We start from the raw sequence: 17599 nt of genomic DNA, 5'->3' as shown, positions 1-17599 counted from the left end.
GGTATCTTAGAACATGAAAAAACTAATTTGCATAATAGCCATGATTATAGGCATTACAGGATGTACAATTGGTGCAGATGGCAAAATGGACCTCTCAGAACCGATCTCAAAAAATAGCACAATTGAACCAATAGAGCCTGCATCTTCCATAGCTGAAAGCGCCCATTTGGAGGAGGCTGAAGCCACCAGCTCAGAAAATCAACAGAACATCTCAGCACCACAATTTCGTTCGCATGATTCAGTGTGGTTACAGACTATTTCCCAAAACTCAGAACCGGTGGAGGTTTCTGTTGGAGATACTTTTCAAGGGCTGAAGGTTGAAAGCCTTATATATGAAGAAATGCTGATTGATGAGGAGTGGAAACTAGATAGATTGGTTGTACAGTTTTCAGGAGATATTGAAACCAGTGGCGTTTACTTTATAAATGACCCTGATTATTTTCTGAATGACTCAACCTCCAATCTTCCAACACTGGCGGAATTTCCAATCAGTACAATGGTGCTGGTTACTGAGGATGATGGCCCTGTGTGTCCAGACACACTAAAAAAATATTACGAAGACTTTAAGGAAACTCAAAAACCTGTAGAAGTGCGGATAAGCCATTTGCTCATTTCAAATTATTGTATTCGATATCTCTACGGATCTGATGGACTGCCTTCCGCTGAAGTAGTTTCGATGACTCTTGCAGAGGATGAATAGAATAATCCAGCAGCCACTTACAGCGCGCCGGGTACCAAACGCTTTTGAATTCATTAAAAGACCGTCAGGAGGCCCTGATCAGCGAAGGGGAATATGATGAAGCAAGGGAGCTTATAGCAGCGGAGCTAGCCGGTTTAGACGAGGTTCAATCGCTTAAATAAGCAGGACAACTGAATAAAAACGCCTGCGCTGTACCGAGCCACGGGTCCCTGGGATGGATGCCCATGAGTCACCAAATTGCCGGACGCCGGGAATGGAGGGAGGATACCCTCTATTCCCGGCGCCCGGCTTTTTATTTTGGCTGCTGCTCGAAATGAGGGGCAGGCATGGTAAAGAGAGAAACCCGCTGGGTTCCCCAAAAAATTGCATTTGTGCAGCAGTATCGCTGCCGGTCCCCTCCGCTTCATGTCATTTCACCAAGAGAAATGACATGAAGAACGGAGGAAAGGTTCATGGCAAAACATGACCAATACCACATTGACTATGAGAAGCTCTATCCCGGCATTGGAAACAGGCCCGAGATCTTGAAAGTCCTGGAGCAGAGCGACCGAAAAATGAAATACATGGAATATGACCTGAAGACAGGACAGCCCCATCGCAGCAGGGAAACCGGAAACCGTATTGTTCTGCTGGCACGGGAAGATTCTCTGGAACGGCTGCAGGAGGAAGGGCAAGAGCAATTCCCGGATATAACTACTTTGGAGGAGCTGACAGACGTCCGGGAAGATATCCGGCTGCTGCGCCACGCACTGCTTGAATTAGAGGAAAAGGAACTGAATCTGATTATTTCCCTATACTACAAGGGGCTGTCTGAACGTGAATATTCCCAAAAAACAGGTATTCCACAGCGCACGATCAATGACCGGAAGCATCGTATCCTTGCAAAATTAAAAAAATTCTGGAAAATCACAAATAAAATCCGCTCAAACCTCTTTCTCAACGGCTTATATAGTGAAGGGTATTTTCAAATGCCCCTGACTGCAGCTTGAAAACAGAATATCCGAAGGTTGAAATACTTTCCCTGACGGGCCTCGAAAACCGGGGCAAGCGACGCCGGAAGATGCGCTGGGACTCACCTGCGGCAGCGCGGAGTAAACAAGAAAGCACCAGCTTTCGTTCTTTGGGTTTCTCCGCCTCCTGCCGTCAACGACGGCCAAAATAAGGTGACGAGCGGGTCCATCTGTCCGAAAAACAGCCTGTGGCGGGTTGTTTTGCCAAGACGCCGTCAGCACACAATGATACTCCTGCCCAGCCACAGCCGCAAGCAATGGGGGCAGCTCGCAGAGAACCTGGGAGGGGTGAAAGCCCCGTGAAGCGGTGAAGCCAGCCGCTGTTTCAACCATTCGCCCACGCCTGGGGGAGTTGTGTCGAATACAGGCAATGAAGATAAATGACAGAAGCGGCGGGGGCCGTATCCAATTGGGAATTTCTCCATGATCCGTACAAGAGACGCGGCCCCCGCCTACATAAAATACAGGAGGAGAACATGAACCTGCAAAGAAAAACGCGCCAAATCCAGCGCGGCGATATCTATTGCGCCGATCTCTCGCCGGTTGTCGGTTCTGAGCAGGGCGGCAATCGTCCTGTCCTGGTCATCCAGAACAACACCGGCAACCATTTCAGCCCCACGGTAATCGCCGCGGCCATCACCGGCCACACCAAGCGGGACAGGCAGCCCACCCATGTCCGGATCAATCATTCAACCTGCGGGCTGTTTCAAAATTCTACCATCCTGCTGGAGCAGATCCGCACCCTGGACAAATCGCGACTGAGTGAATATATGGGCCGTGTGGATGATGAGAAGATGCGGGAAGTAGATACGGCCCTGGGCGTAAGCGTTGGGCTGCAAAATACATAGGCCGCCCCAACTGCGGCGGCCTTTATCTTTATAGGGGGAACTATTATGGATCAGACAAAAATCAACATCGACTACTGCGGCATCCAAAACCTTCTCCGCATACTGGAGCAGCACGGATTCAGCAAAGCGGAGCTGAAGAAGATCTCCGCCCGGATCGCCGCACAGATGGGCGCGGACATTATTCTCAGAAACAAAAAACAGGCGGCATAGCCAGCCGGCCCCTATGTATATTTTCCCGCATTTTGAGGGAAAAACTTTGGCAGGTATTTTTCTCCCTTTGGGTAGCTATTAAAAGCAAGGTGTGGTAATGTATACTGCTGAAAGGAGGTGAACACCATGAGCAGGCACAAAACTGAGGGCAGCTCGGCGCTGCAGGAAAGGAAAGTCATCGTCATCGAGGCGGCAAAGAGGCCGGAAGCCCAAAAGCTGCGGGTAGCGGCCTACTGCCGGGTCAGTTCCGACTCCAGCGACCAGCTCAACTCCTTCATGGCGCAGACCCGTTACTACACCGATCTCATCTCCAGCAACGGAAGCTGGACGATGGCGGATATCTACGCCGACGAGGGCATCTCCGGGACTTCAATAGAAAAGCGCCCGGAGTTCCAGCGGCTGCTCGCCGACTGCCGCAGAGGGCGGGTCGACCGGATTCTTGTAAAGTCTATCTCACGCTTCGCCCGCAATACCAAGGAATGCCTGAAAACCATCCGCTCTCTGAAAGCCATTGGGGTGGGGGTCTGCTTCGAGGAACAGAACATCGACACCTCGCAGATGAGCGGCGAACTGCTGGCGGCGATGTTCGCCGCCATCGCGCAGAAGGAGAGCGAGAGCATCTCCGAAAACCAGCGGTGGAGCTATCAGTACAGAATGGAAAACGAGAAATTCATCACCTGCAAAGCGCCTTTTGGATATCGTCTGCACGAAAATACATTGGAGGTTTATGAGCCGGAGGCCAAAATTGTAAGGGAAATCTTTAGCCGGTATCTTCAAGGGGACAACAAGGATGAGATCGCGCAGTGGTTGTCCACACTTGGAGTGAAAACCAGGGATGGAAAAGACCGCTGGCAACATACAACCATCTCATATATGCTTCGCAATGAGCGATACATCGGGGACTCGCTCCTCCAGAAAAGGTATACCACGGATTCGTTTCCCCATCAAAAAAAGCGCAATCTTGGGCAACGGGATCAGTATTATCGTACCGCCAGCCATCCGGCCATCATCGACAGAGAGATATTCAATGCCGCCAAAAAGCTGCTGGAACTTCGGGCAGAAAAAGTTACCGCAGGAAAAGCTGCCAATGACCCGCTGGCTCAAAAGATCTACTGCGGCGCGTGCGGTACAATGTTTCGAAAAAAACCTACGGGGGGATCACCTATTGGGGGTGCCGGAATCATGACCGCGGCAAAGACAACTGTCCCATCACCCAAATCCCCCAAAGGGAAATCCATGCAGCTTTCCTGCGCCTCTACCACAAGCTGAAGCTGCACGGCGAACCCATCATCGGGGAACTGCTCTCCAACCTCCAGACGATCCGGGAACACAGGCTGCTCTGGAGCGAGGATATCATCGAGCTGAACAAAAGAATCTGTAACCTTACTGATCAGGACCATACACTGTCCCGCATGAATCAATGCGGGCTTGTAGATCCTGATATTTTTATCTCCCAACGCAATGAGCTGGCCCGGCAGCTCATTGCGGCAAAACAGGAGAAGGGACGGCTGTTGGCGGCGGTCGGCGACAACAGCATTCCGAAAACGATGGAACTGCTGGAAATGCTGGAATCGGCGCCCGAATACCTGTCCCAGTTCGATGGGGAGATTTTCGGGGATTTGGTAGAGAAGATTGTTGCGGAGAGCAGTACCAGCCTGCGGTTCATCCTAAAGAATGGGCTGGAACTGACTGAGAAGATTGAAAGGACGGTGCGGTAATGGCAGCAAACAGGAAACTCCCATTTGGATACGCTATGCGGATGGGCAAAATCTGTATCCAGGAGCAGGAGGCCGGGCTGGTCAAAGAGATTTTCTCAGACTACATCCGCGGGGCGTCCTTCCTGCGGCTCACCGGGAAGCTGAACAGCCAGCCGGTAGCATACAACCCGCAAACCCAATGGAACAAGAATATGGTCGCCCGAATCCTGGAGGACAAGCGGTATGTCGGGGAAAAGGATTTTCCGCTGATTATTGAGCAAGACTTGATGAATGCCGCACTCGCAAAGAGGGCAGCCAAACAGATAGCCTCTCAGCCAACCGAACTGCAAAAGACGCTGCGCCGGCTGAGTGGCCAGAAGGCCATGCAACAGATGGAACAGGAAGTGCTTACACTCCTTGACCGGCTGATCCGGCAGCCGGAATGTGTACAGTTTCCCTCTCCTGTCAAGGTCAGTCCAGAGGAAGAAAGACGGCTCGGTCAAGAGCTGGACGTCATCATGAGCCAACAGCCGATGGGGGAGGAAAACGCCAAGCGCACCGCATACGCCCTTGCCGCCGCCCGGCTGAACGCCATCGGTTCGGAGGACTATGAAACCCTGCGGATCAAAGAGGCTCTCACCAGCGGGATGCCGCCACACGACCTGTTAAAAAGCATCGCGTCCGCCGTCCTCATCCGACCGGATGGGGCTGTGGGGCTGCGGCTGAAAAACAAACAGATCATCGAAAGGAGCAAAATATCATGACCGAAACAGCCCCAAATATCATTGTCATCCCCGCCCATCCGGAAACGGCAAAGGGCAGGGCTGCCCAGCGCCAGCTGCGGGTAGCCGCCTACTGCCGGGTATCCACCAAGGACGAGGAGCAGCTCACCAGCTACGAGGCCCAGCAAGCCTACTACACCGATATGATCATGAAGAACCCCAACTGGACGATGGCGGGCATTTTTGCGGACGAGGGGATCACCGGCACCTCCGCCGCCAAACGCCCTGAATTTCTCAAAATGATTCGCAAATGCAGGCAGAGAAAGATCGATCTCATACTGGTCAAGTCCATCTCCCGCTTTGCCCGCAATACGGTGGACTGCCTGGGATACGTCCGCGCTCTCAAGGAGCTGGGCATCGCGGTGGTGTTCGAGAAGGAGAACATCAATACGATGGACACAGAAAGCGAGATGCTGCTGACCTTAATGGGCGCGTTCGCTCAGGCAGAGAGCGAATCGATGAGCGCCAATATCAAATGGGGCAGGCGCCAGGCCATGCGGGAGGGGAAGGTCACCTTCCAATACAAATGCCTTTATGCCTACGAGCGTGGCGAGGACGGCGAGCCTTGCGTCATCCCCGAGCAGGCGGAGGTGGTTCGGCAGATCTTCGACAGCTTCCTCATGGGACACAGTATCCGCATGATCAAGGCCGAGCTGGAGGGGGACAAGATCCCAGCCGCGGCTGGAGGGAAAAGCTGGTCGGAATCGGCCATCCGAAATATCCTCAAAAACGAAATATACTGCGGGGATGTGCTGTTACAGAAAACCTATGTGAGCGACTGCATCAGCAAAAGGACCATCAAAAACACCGGACAGCTCACCATGTACCTCATCCAAAATCACCATGAGGGAATCGTCAGCCGGGACAAATTCAACGCGGTACAGGCTGAGTTTGCCAGGAGAAACGCCGGCCGCACCCCAAACAAGCGGTACACCTCCACTGGCCGTTCCTGTTACAGCGGCAAATACGCCCTCACCGAGCGGTTGGTCTGCGGCGGCTGCGGCACCCTCTACCGCCGCTGCATGTGGAACAAGCGGGGACAGAAATGGGCGGTGTGGCGCTGCGCCAGCCGGGTGGACTATGGGACGAAATACTGCAAACACTCGCCAACCATCTATGAGAAGCCCCTCCAGAGGGCGATTCTCGCCGTCCTCAACTCGGTGATGAGCAAAAAGGAGGAGCTGGCCGGGCAGATCACCGACGCCATGCGGATAGAACTGCTGTCTCTGCCTGGCGGGACGATGAGTATGGCGGACATCGACCGTAGGCTGGCAGAGCTGGAGCAAGAGTTCCAGGCCATGTTTCAGCGGTCCAGAGAAAAGCCGGATGGGTTTATGGAATACGCGGAGAGTTTCCAGAGGATCAATGAGGAAGCGGCCAGGCTGAAGGAACAGAGGAAATACCTTCTGGACCAGCAGCAGAGCGATTCGGCGACAAACGGACGGATCGCGCATGCGATGGACGTCCTGAGTACCGGCGCGGCGGAAATCACCGAGTGGGACGAGAGCATGATCCGCCAGCTGGTGGATACGGTGACGGTGCTCTCCGAGGACAGAATCCGCGTCCGTCTGTATGGCGGCATAGAGCTCGAACAGGAACTGGATAAGGAGAGAAACTGATATGGCCTGTGCGGCTGGAGACGCCCATGGCGATTTTAAATGCACTCCATAGTAAAGAAAAGGGCGGCAGCCTGCCGCTTTTTTCTTTGCTATGGCCTATGTTTCATACAATTTTTAAATGAGAACATCTCTCATTCCTCGACTGCCCGCTCTCTTCGTGCTATACTAAACAAAAGGGCTGCAAAAAGCAAGTTGGAGGACTGAAACGTGACTGATAAAGTAGATGGTTTGAGCATGGATATAGAGGCTGAAAACAAGGCCCGTTTGCAATCTGTTTTTCCGGAGTGCTTCACCGAGGGCAGATTGGACATTGACAAGCTGCTTTCTCTTTGCGGGGAATATATCACAGACGATTTTGAGAAATATGAGTTCAAATGGAAAGGCAAAAGCGATTGTTTGCGGTTGGCGCAGCGGCGCAGTACGGCCACCTTGCGCCCCTGTCCGGCAGAGAGCGTCAACTTTGATGCAACCCAAAACCTCTATATAGAGGGCGATAATCTGGAAGTGTTGAAGCTGCTGCAAAAATCCTACTTCCGCAAAGTCAAGATGATATACATAGACCCGCCGTATAATACGGGCAGCGATTTTGTGTATGAGGACGATTTTTCCGACCCCATGCGGCGGTATGTGGAGGTTACGCAGCAGACCACAAAAAGCAATCCTGAAACAATGGGACGCTATCATACAAACTGGCTGAACATGATGTACCCTCGCCTGCGACTTGCCGCTAACCTCTTGCGGGACGATGGGATTATCTTCGTCTCCATTGACGATGTAGAATTGGATAATCTCAAAAAGCTATGTAATGAAGTATTCGGGGAAGAAAACTTCATAGCTTGCCTTGTATACGACAAGAATAGAAAAAATGACGCAAAATATTTTTCTATTGGACATGAATATATGCTTGTCTATTTCAAAAGTACAGCGACAATGAATGAACGCGGCACTGTTTTGAGAATGACAAAAGAGGGCATAGAAGAAGTTAAGGCCGAGTTTGAACGATTGAGAAAACTATATGATGACGACTGGGGAAAAGTAAACGAGGGCTTGAAATTGTTATATAGTTCATGGGATAAGGACGACCCGCGTAAATCATTGGCGCGTTTTACAAGGGTTGACGAAAAAGGCCCATATCGTGATGATGGAAATATTAGTTGGCCCGGTGGTGGTGGGCCGCGATATGACGTTATGCACCCTGTTACTCATAAACCTTGTAAAGTACCGTCGAGAGGTTGGATTTACCCAAATCCGCAGAGAATGAAAGAAGAAATTGATCGCGGGCGAGTTGTATTTGGACAAGACGAAACGACTACACCACGCATAAGGACTAATCTTTTTGAAGCAGATAAAGAGGTTATGCGTAGTGTGCATTTTAGTTATGCACAAACAGCGTCCCAAACGTTTAATGCCATATTCGATAATAGGCGGGTTTTTGAAAATCCCAAAAGCATTGATGATATTAAAAAACTTGTAGAATATGTTACTGTAAAAGATGATTGCGACATAATCCTTGACTTTTTCAGCGGCAGCGCAACCACCGCCCACGCCGTCATGCAGCTCAACTCCGAGGATGGCGGCAACCGCCGCTTTATCATGGTGCAGCTTCCCGAAGTGTGCGGCGAGAAAAGTGAAGCGTTTAAGGCCGGGTATAAAAACATTTGTGAGATCGGCAAGGAGCGTATCCGCCGCGCCGGAAAGAAAATCCTTGAAACGCTTGACAGGGATAAGCAGCCCGTTGACGTGGGCTTTAAGGTATTCAAATTAGACACATCCAACATGAAGCTGTGGGACGATACCCCCATTGAGGACGGCGATCTTGCGACACTCTTTGACCGCATCGACGGACACATCGATGGCCTCAAGCCCGACCGCGGCGACGAGGACTTAATCTTTGAAATCCTCTTGAAGATGGGCTATCCCTTGAGCGCTGATCTTGCCGCTATTGATGTGGGCGGACTGACCGTTTACAAGGTGGATAATGGCGAAATGCTCATTTGCTTGCAGCCGGGTATCACCGCCGGGCATATCAAGCAAATGGCCGCCCTGTCCCCGCAGAAGGTTGTCCTTGCTGGACACAGCCTTGCGGACAGCAGCACAAAAGCCAACGCCTTTTACCTATTGGAAAACAAGGGGATTGAGTTAAAGACTGTGTAAAGGGGGCGGCATTTTGAAGCTAAAGTTTAAGCAACAGGACTTCCAAACTGACGCGGTAAATGCGGTTTGCGCCCTCTTTGACGGGCAACAGCGGCAGACTTCCACTTTCAGCATGGAGCGAAGCGGCGGGCAAATGGAGCTGTTCGGAAGCGTGGGCGTTTCAAATGCCCTTTACATCGACGACGGGCGCATCATCGAAAATATGCAAGCAGTACAGCGGAAAAACCTGTTGCCACAGACCGATGATTTACAGGGGCGGCAGTTTTCTATCGAGATGGAAACCGGGACCGGCAAGACCTATGTTTACACCAAAACCATTTACGAGTTAAACCGCTTGTATGGCTTTACGAAGTTTATCGTCGTTGTGCCGAGCATCGCTATCCGCGAGGGCGTCTATAAATCCTTGCAGACGACAGAGGAGCATTTTTCCGCGCTCTATGACAACGCCCCTTGCCGCTATTTCATTTACAACAGCGCGAAGCTGTCCGACGTGCGGCAGTTTGCCACTAGCGCGAATATTGAAATTATGATTATCAATATCGACGCTTTCCGCAAGGCTGAAAATGTGATCAATCAACAGCAGGACAAGCTGAACGGCGACGCGGCCATCAGCTTTATACAGGCCACCCGCCCCATCGTTATCATTGACGAGCCGCAGAGCGTGGACAGCACCCAAAAGGCAAAGGACGCTATCGCGTCCCTTGCGCCCCTTTGCGTTTTCCGCTATTCTGCTACCCACAGGGAAAAAGTCAATCTGCTCTACCGTCTGACCCCTGTTGACGCTTACCAAATGGGGCTTGTTAAGCAGATATGCGTATCGAGCAACCAAGCGGCGGGCGGCTTTAACAGGCCGTATGTCAAGCTGCTTTCCGTTTCCCCTGAGGATGGATTTAAGGCGCGGCTTGAAATCGACGTTGCAGGAAAAGACGGGAAAGTGGGCCGCAAGGCCGTTACCGTCAAACCGGGCGCGGACTTGCATAAACTGTCCGGCAATCGCGGGATTTACGAGGGTTACGCCGTTTCCGGCATTGACTGTACGCCGGACATGGAACAAATCGAATTATCCAATACCGATGTTGTGCGGCTGGGACGCGCCATAGGCGACATAGACGAAAACCTTATTAAGCGTATGCAGATACGCCGGACGATTGAGGCGCATTTGGATAAGGAATTGCGCTATACCGAAAAGGGTATCAAAGTGCTGTCCCTGTTCTTCATCGACGAAGTAAAGAAATACCGCGAGGCCGAGGGCGGCAAGGGCATTTACGCGCAGATGTTTGAAGAACTCTATGCCGAATTGATGGGCTTGCCAAAGTACGCTCCCTTGCGGGAACGCTTCACCATCGACGCGCAGCGCGTCCATGACGGATATTTTTCGCAGGACAAAAAGGGCAACTATAAGAACACCAAAGGCGACACGCAGGACGATTACAGCACCTACAACACCATTATGAAAGATAAAGAATGGCTGTTGTCCTTTGATTGTCCCTTGCGCTTTATCTTCTCTCATTCCGCGCTAAAAGAGGGTTGGGACAATCCGAATGTCTTTCAAGTCTGTACCCTTATCGAGCAGAAAAGCACCTTGACCGCAAGGCAAAAGGTGGGACGCGGCTTGCGTCTTTGCGTCAACCAAGATGGGGAACGTATTGAGGACAGGAATATCAATCTGCTGCACGTTATGGCAAATGAAAGTTTTGCGGAGTTTGCCGACACGCTGCAAAAAGAGATTGAGGAAGAAACGGGCGTGAAGTTTGGCATTTTGCAGCTTGATTTGTTCAGCGGCATGGTATTTGAGGAAACCAAGACCGAGGAAAAGCCGTTGACCGAACAGCAGGCCGCAACGCTTATTTCCCACCTTGCGGGCGAGGGCTTTATTAAGACCGACGCGCCCGCGCCGGAGGCCGCCCCCGAACTGCCGAAAGAACTTGAAGCAGCGAAGAAAAAGGCCATTGAGGTGATCGCCCGCGATGGGGACATTACCCCCACAGCGGTTACGCAGCTTACCGCGCAAAAAACCGTTGTCGTCCAAAGTGCCTTGACCTACGACGACGCGCAGCAGCTTATGACACATTTTGAAAATAAGGGCTATATCACGAAATCCGGCAAAATCAAAGACAGCATGAAAACCGCCATGCGGGACGGGACGCTTGACTTGCCCCCGAAGTTTGAAACGGCGCGGGCGCAGCTTATGACCACCATACGCCGAGCCGACACAAGGCCGCCTGTCCGGGACGCTTCCCGCGACGTTACGGTAAGACTGAAAAAGGAAGTTACCGTATCGCCGGAGTTTTTGGAGTTGTGGGACAAGGTAAAGCAAAAGACCACATACCGCGTCCAGATAGATGAAGCCGAACTGATACGCCGCAGCGTCGCCGCCTTGCAGAGCATGGAGCCGATACCCAAAGCGCGGATTGTTACGCAGACCGCAGATATTCAAATCGACCACCCCGGCGTAACCTACACCGAGCGCGGCATTAAGACCGCCGACCTTGCGGACAGCTATCCTTCTTTGCCGAATATCCTTGCTATCCTTGATGGACAGACGCTGGCGCGGCGCAGCGTGATAGCGGAAATCTTGAAGCAAAGCGGCCGGGGGCAGGACTTTTTGAATAATCCGCAGATGTTCATTGAGAATGCCGCCGAAATTATCCGGGACGCTTGCTATTCCCTTGCAATAGACGGTATTAGCTATAAGAAGCTGTACGGCGCAGAATACTATGTGCAGGAGATTTTCGACAGCACGGAACTTATCGCAAATCTTGACCGAAATGCCGTAGCTGTAGACCACAGCGTATATGACTATATCGTTTATGACAGCGCGATAGAAAACCGCTTTGCCCTTGACCTTGACGACGACCCGGACGTAAAGATGTTTTTCAAGCTGCCAAGCCGCTTCCAAGTGGACACGCCCATAGGCACGTATAATCCAGACTGGGCTGTTTATATTGAGATAGATGGAATGAAAAAGCTGTATTTTATTCTTGAAACAAAGGGCAGCACAAACGAGTTGGATTTACGCGGACGTGAGAGTTTGAAAATCCGTTGCGGCAGAGCGCATTTTAAGGCCGTTGACAGCGGCGCGGAGCTGCACACCGCAAGCAGATGGAAAGATTTTAAGGCGAGCAATATCTAATCCAATTTCTGCGGTTTCGAATGACATCGCTTGTCAAGTAAACTCTACTATTCCCCCACAATACACACATGCCCCGCAGCTGTACTGAACAGCTGCGGGGCATGTGTCAACAGTTCCCCTTTTCTATTCCACATGGATTGTATTTGTCCTACAGCTATTGTATCACGGATATCTCATAGCCTACTGATATTCAAAAATGAACTAAGCGGACTCACTTAAAACTGTCCGCAAATCTTACGATAGGAGGAGAACCGGAATGAACATCCGAAAAGAGATCGACTACAGCGCCATGTATACCGCGCTGGACAACCTCATGGAACAGGAACAGCCGCAGATGGATCTGTATAGCGGGATCGGCAGGATTGTCTATGACAGGGCCGAGAAAGGCGCCGCAGTCGCCGCGGCGGAATACCTGCGGGCGAAGTACCCGGATGCGTCCGGTTTTTCCCCGCGCAACCTGCGCCGGATGCGGGAGTTTTACCGCGCCTATGAAAATAGCCTTGCCCTGCTGGGTGAGGCCATGAGGATCAGCTGGACGCAGAATGTGGTGCTCCTGGAGTCCGGCCTGACACTGGAGGAAATGGGCTGGTATATTCGAGCTGTCCATAGATGTGGATGGACGAAAAAGCAGCTGATTGATGCGATTTCTGCAAAAGAACACATCTTCTCCCTCGACTGTCCTCTCTCTTCATGCTATACTGAGGAGGAAAATGAAACTATGGAGAACGAGGTACATGATCAAAATACTGTTTATCTGCCACGGCAACATCTGCCGCAGCCCAATGGCGGAGTTTATTATGAAAGACCTGGTGAAGAAGGCCGGGCTGGAAAAAGAATTTCTCATCGAATCCGCCGCTGCCAGCCGGGAGGAGTTGGGCAACCCCGTTTATCCACCGGCCAGACGGAAGCTGGCCGAGCATGGGATCAGCTGTACCGGCAAGACGGCCCGACAGCTGCAAAACCACGACTACGAGAAGTTCGACCTGCTCATTGGGATGGATCGCCGGAACCTGCGCGATATGCAAACGATCTGCGGCGGGGACTTTGCGGACAAGATGCACCTCCTGCTGGACTATACCGACTGCCCTGGCGATGTAGCCGACCCGTGGTACACCGGCGATTTCGAAACAACCTGGCGGGATGTGGAGGCTGGATGCCGGGGGCTGCTTGAAAGAATTAACCGCAGGGAAGCGTAACAAAAATTGAGAAATTGGTTGTTCATGGAACGGAAATCAATGTGCAGCGGGCTCTCAAACGGGACGATTGTCTTAGCTTGACAGATATCGCAAAAATCCAAAGATAGTGGCAATCCGCGGTATATCACTCAAAACTGGCTGCATAACAGAAACACGATTGAATTCCTTGACGTGTGGGAAACGCTTTACAATTTATGAAGAAAGCGGTTGCCGTATTGACTGTTTGCACTGTTTTATGGTACACTAATATGAAAAATTATACGAGAACGGAGGGATACCGATGAAATGTAATCTGATGCACAAGCGCATCGCTGTGGCGGAACTGCTGCTCGATGATACGACCAGCTTTATTCAAAAAATAGACAGGGTGTTTCAACCCGAACATTTGCCCGTCGGTGTCTCTGTGAACAAAGGGATCGTTGACCGCGCTGCCTTAAACGAATGGTGGACAGATCGTTCCATCCCCGCCAGCCGTTCGGGAATCCGAGAGGCGCTGGAAACGCTGGATGTGACCAGCACCAAAATGCTGCTGGTACGCTGCTATGGCTTAAGCCTCTCCGATCAATACTGGATTTACCCGGAAAACTCGAATCTCACATGGGATCAAATCAATTTCTTTGAAAACCCATTTTCGGACGATATGGGCGATGTGCTGTTCGGCACACAGAAAAAGGCGGACGGTTTCGATTTCAGTTCGCCCGACAATACCTCAGACGGCTGTCTAAAAAAAAGATGGAAAATCCTGAACGGTAAGCGTTGTCTCATCAAAGGCGGCAGCAACCCGTTCCGCCAGCAGCCTTTTAACGAGGTTATCGCTGCGGGGATCATGGAACGGCTGGGCATCGATCATATCCCCTACACAGTAATGTGGAAAGAGGACGCTCCTTACAGTGTGTGCGAGGACTTCGTCACAGCAGATACCGAGCTGGTCAGCGCATGGCGGATTATGCAGACACAGAAAAAGGAAAACAGCACCTCGGTCTATCAGCATTTTGTGAATTGCTGCAAGGTGCTGGGTGCGCCGAATGTTGTGCCAAGCCTCGATCGGATGATCATCCTTGATTATATCATCGCCAACGAAGATCGGCACTTGAACAATTTTGGCTTGCTCCGCAATGCCGAAACACTGGAATGGCTTGGGTTCGCCCCTATTTTCGACAGCGGCTCCTCGCTGGGCTACGACAAAGTGGCAGCGCAGATTCGTGCTGGACGGGATATCGCCTGCAAACCCTTTAAAAAGCACCATGCCGAGCAGCTCAAGCTGGTTTCGTCCTTTGACTGGATCGACTTTGAGAATCTGAAGGATGTAGAATCCATGATTACAGCAGTGCTGTCTGATGAGAAGAACGGTGAATTTATCGATGAAAGCCGAATCTCTGCCATCGCTTCTGCGGCAGTCGGCCGGGTACAGACGCTTCGTGAGATCGCCCTGACGCACGCGCCGAACCTCGCAGAGATCACTACAGAGGATGATGTGGAAGAAAACATCGCAGAGGACTATACCCCGAAAATGGGAATGTAAATTTGAATCAGTCGTTTTGCAGACAAGACCTTTTCTTATGTCCAAAACGAATGCACAAGGTCAAGGTGGTTCCAAACTGGGCAAGCTTGCCAAAAAGAATGCCCACTTTGGATACCATCGGCAGAAATGCCGGTGGTATCGGGTTTTTCAGGGGTTTTTGCCCTCAAAATTCAGAGGTAAAACAAAAGATCCAAATGGGGGTTTCACAGAAGCTGGCTGGATTTGAACCCCCAAATTCTTTAGAAATCTACAGCGCCCTTTTTGAAATGGGATTTTTCAAAAAGGGCGCTATTTTCATACCCAGCAAAAATCAGAGTGCCAAATGCGTCAATCTCTCAGCCAACAGGCTGAAGGGTTGGCGCCTTTTTTCATATTCCGAAAAAGGGCGCTTCGGACACGGTATAGCCCGCCCGTTTGAGCAATGTAACCATGATTTCATATCCAGCTAAATAATAGTATTCCTGGGAATCCTCAATGGCGCGTTTTCTTCTTTCAAACTGCTTGTTAACTTCCTCGCGCGCCTCTGGCGGAAGCTCTTTTATAAATGATTGGCAAACCTGTATCAATTTCTGTTCCTTATCCGCATGGCCAGGAATTTGCTTCAGACCGGCTGTTTTAACAATCTGTTCGAGCAGATCCCCAGCTGCGCTCAGAAAACCTTGTGCAAGATAATAATCGTTGATGAGTTCTTCATAATCAATAAAAGCATCTGTGACGGAAGAATAGCTGCCTCGCAGGTCGTATTTTTTGAGACAGAGGCAGGAAGAATGATAATGCTCCTTATACTCTCGATAGATAGGGGAATACCGTTTCTGATAGGGTATCACTATAGAGGAAAGCTCGCCCAATATACCTTCTATAAATTCTTCTGTGATTAGATGTCTTTGAGACATTGCGCGGCCCCCTTTCTATTTTAACGTGTGGCGCTCAATCTCCTGCGCTATAATACCCCGGATGCTGTCGAGACCGCTAATAATCACAAAGCTTTTTGTTGGGCTTGATCCGTTATTTTTTCCAACATCCATTTTTATCGACCTTTCGCAAATTTATTAGAATCAAATTCTATATTGCCTTTAATTGTTTTATAACAACAAATGGCAATTTACGAGGTGTAAAAAAGCCTCTATAATCACAAAATATAGAGGTGGTTTTATGGGAAAAGAAAAAAATGAATTGGCCGTTGAGATCGGCCGTCGGATCGCGACCCGACGAAACCAGCTCGGCTTAACACAGGCGCAAGCAGCAGAACTTGCTGGTTTGACTCAACAATTTTTTGCCAGTGTAGAGACTGGTTTGAAAAATATAAGAGCTGAGAGTATTATTAAAGTGTCAAAGGCGCTAAATATAAGTACAGATTATTTGTTGACAGGTATGGTAACCAACTTCGAACGGCATGAGTTGATGGGGCTGTTGGAAACCTTGGATGAAAATCGGTTTTTTGAAATGGAAAATATTATTAGAGATGTTCTCAAATTTGGCGGATATGATACCAATTTGTAAAAGGCTCACACTATTTTGTGTGGGTCTTTTATTTATAACCTACGCGCTTTTCAAAGCTCTTATTTCAAAAAATATCTCTGATTACTGATATGATGAATATTCTTATGCTCATAACAAGAAAATATTTTTATGTGTATCTTAATTAGATATTAAATATCTAATTAATTACCTATTATATCTTATTTTGAAATAAAATCAATTATATATAGAAATTTGTACATAAAGAGTTGAAGATGAGAAAGTATGTTCATTATAAAAGGCAATCTTTGTGCAGATCGTGTCCGCCTAGGCCGAGCTTTACAGAAACCTCCCATGACGCAAGAGGATTTGGCACGCAGAATACAACTGATGGGTGCTTCTAATATCACGAAATTAACAATTTCCAGAATTGAGCAGAATCAGCGCCACGTTTGCGATGCGGAGTTACGCATATTAGCGAAAGCATTGAATGTTTCTATGGAGTGGCTTGTAGGAGATTAAGATCAACAGACAAAAAGGCCACAGCGAACCTTTAAGGTGTGCCGTGGCCTTTTTTTGTTTCCAAAATGGCGCTCAATGTGGCAATGTGGATTGCAGCTTGTAAAAAAGGGCGGTACATGGTAAAATAAGGCTGGCGCTGTCGCAAACGACAGGCGGTTAGCCACTCCCTTGCGAAAGGGGGTGTTATGTATGGTTGAGTTGTTGCTCGCGATTTTATTGGTCGTGGCGATCACAGAAGCCGTGAAATACATAAAAAAGTAACCGCCCTCACGACCAAATGAAGCGGTTACTTTTTCCTCTTTATTTGGGCTAACCGTCTGTCGACAGCGCCTCTTTGTTTTTATTATACCCGTACCAGGAATATCTGTCAAGCCGCAGGACTTTTGGCCTGCGGCTTATTGATTGGAAGCCAGGGGAATGTTTTGATAGAGGGGCGTCAATAGCTGGGCGGGTGTCATGCCCGTTTCCCGACTGATGCGATCAAGGATTTTCAAATTTGTATAAACCTCCGCCCGTTCGATTTTTGCATAGCTTTTGACTTCGATACCGATTCGAAGCGCCAGCTCCTCCTGGCTGATTCCATTGATTGTGCGGTATTCGAAAAGATTACATGCCAAAATAACTCTACATTCATCATACTTCACAATTATTTCCTCCCACCTCGTTTTATAATGGCTTATGGAAATAATTGTATAAGTCAGTCGTGTTTTGTCGCAAGGGTGTTATGACCCTTGATAAACTTGTTTAA

At 49.9% G+C, this 17599-nt stretch carries 16 protein-coding genes and 1 pseudogene; 15 read left to right on the top strand and 2 right to left on the bottom strand.

From position 1 onward, the window contains the following. Positions 1 to 13 precede the first annotated feature (13 nt). From FMM72_RS13635 to FMM72_RS13585, 13 genes and pseudogenes are all read left to right on the top strand, one after another. Positions 14 to 700 (top strand): hypothetical protein, encoded by a 687-nt coding sequence (locus FMM72_RS13635; protein WP_162221732.1) that lies wholly within the window; start codon positions 14 to 16, stop codon positions 698 to 700. Between the two features lie 452 nt (positions 701 to 1152). Continuing rightward, the gene (locus FMM72_RS13630) at positions 1153 to 1689 is read left to right on the top strand and encodes a sigma-70 family RNA polymerase sigma factor (protein WP_162221731.1); all 537 of its coding nucleotides are present in this window, start codon (positions 1153 to 1155) and stop codon (positions 1687 to 1689) included. 497 nt (positions 1690 to 2186) lie between these two features. Then, the gene (locus FMM72_RS13625) at positions 2187 to 2558 is read left to right on the top strand and encodes a type II toxin-antitoxin system PemK/MazF family toxin (protein WP_160209935.1); all 372 of its coding nucleotides are present in this window, start codon (positions 2187 to 2189) and stop codon (positions 2556 to 2558) included. A 45-nt stretch (positions 2559 to 2603) separates the two neighbouring features. Further along, complete coding sequence (locus FMM72_RS16995; RefSeq protein ID WP_164488661.1) at positions 2604 to 2768, top strand: hypothetical protein; 165 nt, start codon at positions 2604 to 2606, stop codon at positions 2766 to 2768. 126 nt (positions 2769 to 2894) lie between these two features. After that, a complete protein-coding gene (locus tag FMM72_RS13620) occupies positions 2895 to 4037 on the top strand; it encodes a recombinase family protein (RefSeq protein ID WP_243157817.1) in 1143 nt (380 codons plus the stop codon). A 143-nt stretch (positions 4038 to 4180) separates the two neighbouring features. Continuing rightward, positions 4181 to 4486 carry a hypothetical protein gene (locus FMM72_RS17230; protein WP_243151644.1) on the top strand — a complete coding sequence of 102 codons (306 nt, stop codon included), beginning with the start codon at positions 4181 to 4183 and terminating at the stop codon, positions 4484 to 4486. Continuing rightward, positions 4486 to 5229 (top strand): recombinase family protein, encoded by a 744-nt coding sequence (locus FMM72_RS13615; protein ID WP_162221730.1) that lies wholly within the window; start codon positions 4486 to 4488, stop codon positions 5227 to 5229. The genes FMM72_RS17230 and FMM72_RS13615 overlap by 1 nt, the downstream gene beginning before the upstream one ends. Next, on the top strand, positions 5226 to 6866 hold the full coding sequence (locus tag FMM72_RS13610; RefSeq protein ID WP_160209933.1) for a recombinase family protein: 1641 nt from the start codon (positions 5226 to 5228) through the stop codon (positions 6864 to 6866). Before FMM72_RS13615 ends, FMM72_RS13610 begins: the two co-directional genes overlap by 4 nt. A gap of 207 nt (positions 6867 to 7073) precedes the next feature. Then, the gene (locus FMM72_RS13605; protein ID WP_162221729.1) at positions 7074 to 9020 is read left to right on the top strand and encodes a DNA methyltransferase; all 1947 of its coding nucleotides are present in this window, start codon (positions 7074 to 7076) and stop codon (positions 9018 to 9020) included. 13 nt (positions 9021 to 9033) lie between these two features. After that, entirely contained in the window at positions 9034 to 12153 is a 3120-nt protein-coding gene (locus FMM72_RS13600) for a type III restriction-modification system endonuclease (RefSeq protein ID WP_160209931.1), read from the top strand. A 256-nt stretch (positions 12154 to 12409) separates the two neighbouring features. Continuing rightward, positions 12410 to 12796 (top strand): annotated as a pseudogene (locus FMM72_RS17620) (DUF1016 N-terminal domain-containing protein); the annotation flags it as partial. A gap of 91 nt (positions 12797 to 12887) precedes the next feature. Continuing rightward, the gene (locus FMM72_RS13590) at positions 12888 to 13349 is read left to right on the top strand and encodes a low molecular weight protein-tyrosine-phosphatase (protein WP_024731055.1); all 462 of its coding nucleotides are present in this window, start codon (positions 12888 to 12890) and stop codon (positions 13347 to 13349) included. 280 nt (positions 13350 to 13629) lie between these two features. Next, positions 13630 to 14871, top strand: a complete 1242-nt coding sequence (locus FMM72_RS13585; RefSeq protein WP_243151642.1) for a HipA domain-containing protein — start codon at positions 13630 to 13632, stop codon at positions 14869 to 14871. Between the two features lie 368 nt (positions 14872 to 15239). Here the strand turns inward: FMM72_RS13585 and FMM72_RS13580 are convergent, their stop codons facing one another. Continuing rightward, positions 15240 to 15764: a hypothetical protein gene (locus tag FMM72_RS13580; protein WP_162221728.1), complete on the bottom strand. Its 525-nt coding sequence runs from the start codon at positions 15762 to 15764 to the stop codon at positions 15240 to 15242. Positions 15765 to 16023: 259 nt separating this feature from the next. Here FMM72_RS13580 and FMM72_RS13575 point away from each other — a divergent pair, with 259 nt between their 5' ends. After that, positions 16024 to 16371: a helix-turn-helix domain-containing protein gene (locus FMM72_RS13575; RefSeq protein ID WP_162221727.1), complete on the top strand. Its 348-nt coding sequence runs from the start codon at positions 16024 to 16026 to the stop codon at positions 16369 to 16371. 243 nt (positions 16372 to 16614) lie between these two features. Beyond that, complete coding sequence (locus tag FMM72_RS17225) at positions 16615 to 16851, top strand: helix-turn-helix domain-containing protein (RefSeq protein WP_162221726.1); 237 nt, start codon at positions 16615 to 16617, stop codon at positions 16849 to 16851. 395 nt (positions 16852 to 17246) lie between these two features. Here FMM72_RS17225 and FMM72_RS13565 read toward each other — a convergent pair whose 3' ends face one another. Continuing rightward, on the bottom strand, positions 17247 to 17495 hold the full coding sequence (locus FMM72_RS13565) for a helix-turn-helix domain-containing protein (protein WP_162221725.1): 249 nt from the start codon (positions 17493 to 17495) through the stop codon (positions 17247 to 17249). Positions 17496 to 17599 lie beyond the last annotated feature (104 nt).

This window comes from Anaerotruncus colihominis, from assembly GCF_010206195.1.
GTDB lineage: Bacteria > Bacillota > Clostridia > Oscillospirales > Ruminococcaceae > Anaerotruncus > Anaerotruncus colihominis_A.
The sequence above is the reverse complement of the archived record's forward strand: the minus strand, read 5'-3'. Positions and strand labels throughout refer to the sequence as shown.

Bases quoted from the DNA above. Each gene is read 5' to 3' on its own strand.
- FMM72_RS13635 (WP_162221732.1), top strand. From the start codon at position 14: ATGAAAAAACTAATTTGCATAATAGCCATGATTATAGGCATTACAGGA.
- FMM72_RS13630 (WP_162221731.1), top strand. From the start codon at position 1,153: ATGGCAAAACATGACCAATACCACATTGACTATGAGAAGCTCTATCCC.
- FMM72_RS13625 (WP_160209935.1), top strand. From the start codon at position 2,187: ATGAACCTGCAAAGAAAAACGCGCCAAATCCAGCGCGGCGATATCTAT.
- FMM72_RS16995 (WP_164488661.1), top strand. From the start codon at position 2,604: ATGGATCAGACAAAAATCAACATCGACTACTGCGGCATCCAAAACCTT.
- FMM72_RS13620 (WP_243157817.1), top strand. From the start codon at position 2,895: ATGAGCAGGCACAAAACTGAGGGCAGCTCGGCGCTGCAGGAAAGGAAA.
- FMM72_RS17230 (WP_243151644.1), top strand. From the start codon at position 4,181: ATGAATCAATGCGGGCTTGTAGATCCTGATATTTTTATCTCCCAACGC.
- FMM72_RS13615 (WP_162221730.1), top strand. From the start codon at position 4,486: ATGGCAGCAAACAGGAAACTCCCATTTGGATACGCTATGCGGATGGGC.
- FMM72_RS13610 (WP_160209933.1), top strand. From the start codon at position 5,226: ATGACCGAAACAGCCCCAAATATCATTGTCATCCCCGCCCATCCGGAA.
- FMM72_RS13590 (WP_024731055.1), top strand. From the start codon at position 12,888: ATGATCAAAATACTGTTTATCTGCCACGGCAACATCTGCCGCAGCCCA.
- FMM72_RS13585 (WP_243151642.1), top strand. From the start codon at position 13,630: ATGAAATGTAATCTGATGCACAAGCGCATCGCTGTGGCGGAACTGCTG.
- FMM72_RS13580 (WP_162221728.1), bottom strand. From the start codon at position 15,764: ATGTCTCAAAGACATCTAATCACAGAAGAATTTATAGAAGGTATATTG.
- FMM72_RS13575 (WP_162221727.1), top strand. From the start codon at position 16,024: ATGGGAAAAGAAAAAAATGAATTGGCCGTTGAGATCGGCCGTCGGATC.
- FMM72_RS17225 (WP_162221726.1), top strand. From the start codon at position 16,615: ATGTTCATTATAAAAGGCAATCTTTGTGCAGATCGTGTCCGCCTAGGC.